This window comes from Limnohabitans sp. Jir72 (genome assembly GCF_003063575.1).
Lineage (GTDB): Bacteria > Pseudomonadota > Gammaproteobacteria > Burkholderiales > Burkholderiaceae_C > Limnohabitans_A.
On record NZ_NESC01000026.1, the window covers coordinates 1 to 2,498 of the forward strand.

A 2,498-nucleotide genomic window follows, 5' to 3' on the forward strand; every position below is an offset into this window, starting at 1 on the left:
AAAAGGCCTAGGCCTTTTGTTGTGCCTGTTGCGGGTGAGCGGTTTGAAGGGATTGTTTGAGAAATTGGCCGAAATCATCGGCAGTAACCGGCTGCAAAACTCAGATCAGCGCTGGGCGATGGCTTGAAGTGAATTTTGCAGGGACGACTATTTTAGATTTTAGTTGACCGATTGATTTTGATGTATTTTCGAGTTTTTACATCATAAATATTTCCAACAGATTTTGGTCATATATCTATTTTCTCAAAAATGCAGGGATCTGTATTTCAATAATGCCAAGCATTGTTAAATCATCTATTGCTTGTCTTTTGGTTCCAACAAATTCCATCTCATCAATAGAATATTCTCTCCCGCAAATACAATTAATTTTCACATCATAATCAAATACAGTTGTACCGTTAGAAGATGCATACATGGGTTCATCAAAAACATCATGACAGCAGGTTGTCCTATAAATCCTGTATGCACATATACTTGTCATATAATACTTTGGATTTTTTTATTTTGCACAACCATAGTAGTTTCGAATGGGATTGACACTTGGTGATTGATTTTTTTTGACACATAAAATGTAAGCTCGGAAATTATATAATATATACCATTATTCATTCCTTGCTTGCGATTAGATGTGCCCCAATCACTTTGGATAAAACCTTCTCCACATTCCCAATTACTCTTATCAATAATTTTACATTTTTCCAATAAAGTGCTTCCTACTAAATCTTTACCCTGATAACCCTGCTCTAATACAGATGAGTTTTTTTGGTTTATTTTTAAATCTATTTTACTGGATTTGGCAATTTTACATTTTGAGCAGGCTTTGGCTTCATTTTCACTTGAACAATCAAATGCTTGCAATTTTTCATCAAAAAATTCAAATGAATATGAAAAATTACTAATACATGCTAGCAATATAAATATTAACTTTATTTTCATGAATTCAATATTCCGGGGGAAGTGAAATTTAATTTATCTCTACCTTAAAGACAATTTTGCGTGTCCCATGGCAACTCCATATCTTTTCACTGAGTGCATCTTTGCACTTGGGTGCAACTGAGCCCCTCTCTTTGCGACCGCACTCAGCACCACCCGATATGTCTTGACCCGTTAGGCTATGCTCCGTAACCAGAGCTTACAGTATACCGACTGCATAGTTGATTCCAGCTTTGTGAGATTCTTCATTTTGTGCTTACAGGGGCGTTTTCTTGGCGGCGGATTCAAGCACGAACTGCAATCCAGCAACCACTTGGATTGGATGATCGATTCGCGCCACCGGATGAAGCGCTGGCGCCTCAAAGGATCTGAGGGAGATGCGTTGCACACGATACTGCGCAGCGGCTGCAACAGACGCTGGCTGCCGCGGATGATCGTCATGTAAGACTTGAGCCTTTTGTTGTGCCTGTCGCAAGTGAGCGGCCTGACGGGATTGTTTGAGAAATTGGCCGAAATCATCAGCCGCAAACGACTGCAAAACTCAAATCAATGCTGGGCGCTGGAATAAAGTGAATTTAGCTCAACGACAAACGAAAAAAATCCCGCTAAAAAGCGGGATTTTTTATTGATATGTTTACCGATTAGTTAAACTGGTTCAGCAGCATATTGTCAGCACCAATCGTATTCAGGCTAGCCCCCGACCGATTACGATCACTGAGACTTCCTTGGCCAAAATTGAACTGTGCACCAATCAGGAAGCGCTTGGTGTCCAAATTGGTACCACGCATGTCTTGATACTTCCCGAAGAAACTGAATGGTGAATTGTCCAGCTTGTATTCAAGTCCAACAGAAGACGTCTTGACACGCGAGTTAGCGTTTACGTTGTCAAGCTTAGATTCACCGTAGGAGGCATCAGCACGCAGATTGCTGTTGAAGAAGTAACGCGCCTCAACAAAATTAGTACGTCCCTTCGTGATGCCATTTAAATAAACGTTGACCCTATCACTTGCCGTCTGACCGTACAGTGTGACATTATCGAAATGATATTGACCTTCAAATCCAGAGAATGTGCGGTCTACCGGCATCGTGATTGATTGACCATTGATGCCGCCAATTTTAAAAGTTCGTGTCTGGTGCATCAAGCCGACCAGATAATCGTTTGAACGATAAAACCCGTGCAAAGCGAGATCGCTCGAACGCATTTTAACGGATTGCAGAATTGCCACGGTCTGATTGTCGATGCTGTTGTCAAGTTGGAGGCCAAAGCCGGTTTGGTGCGTGAACGCGAACGTGCCACGGAGTGAATTGGCATTTGCACTGTCCGCTGTTCCGTTGCTGGACACTTTGTTGGTGCCGCTGGCGACAGACACAAATCCATCAAAACCTGTCACTTGATTTTGAGCAAAAGTGACCGTTGTGGTCAGGCCAAGAATTATTGGGCGGATTCAAGTACGAGGTGCAACAAAGATGAACCCGGTAATAGGTGGCTGAGGATGTCAAGGCATCATGGTCACTCAAACCGCCAAGTCCAAGTTGCCAGATGTACAAGCACCTCAGCCGAGAAG

General features: G+C 42.4%; 3 protein-coding genes. All 3 read right to left on the minus strand.

Going from position 1 to position 2,498, the window contains the following annotated elements; genetic code table 11:
* Positions 1 to 235 precede the first annotated feature (235 nt).
* Complete coding sequence (locus tag B9Z52_RS17765) at positions 236 to 415, minus strand: hypothetical protein (RefSeq protein WP_146182894.1); 180 nt, start codon at positions 413 to 415, stop codon at positions 236 to 238.
* 62 nt (positions 416 to 477) lie between these two features.
* Positions 478 to 936, minus strand: a complete 459-nt coding sequence (locus tag B9Z52_RS17770; RefSeq protein WP_146182895.1) for a hypothetical protein — start codon at positions 934 to 936, stop codon at positions 478 to 480.
* Between the two features lie 638 nt (positions 937 to 1,574).
* On the minus strand, positions 1,575 to 2,324 hold the full coding sequence (locus B9Z52_RS17435) for a hypothetical protein (RefSeq protein WP_158270586.1): 750 nt from the start codon (positions 2,322 to 2,324) through the stop codon (positions 1,575 to 1,577).
* Between the last annotated feature and the right edge of the window lie 174 nt (positions 2,325 to 2,498).

Coding starts and splice junctions, on each gene's coding strand:
- B9Z52_RS17765 (WP_146182894.1), bottom strand. CDS start 415: ATGTATGCATCTTCTAACGGTACAACTGTATTTGATTATGATGTGAAA.
- B9Z52_RS17770 (WP_146182895.1), bottom strand. CDS start 936: ATGAAAATAAAGTTAATATTTATATTGCTAGCATGTATTAGTAATTTT.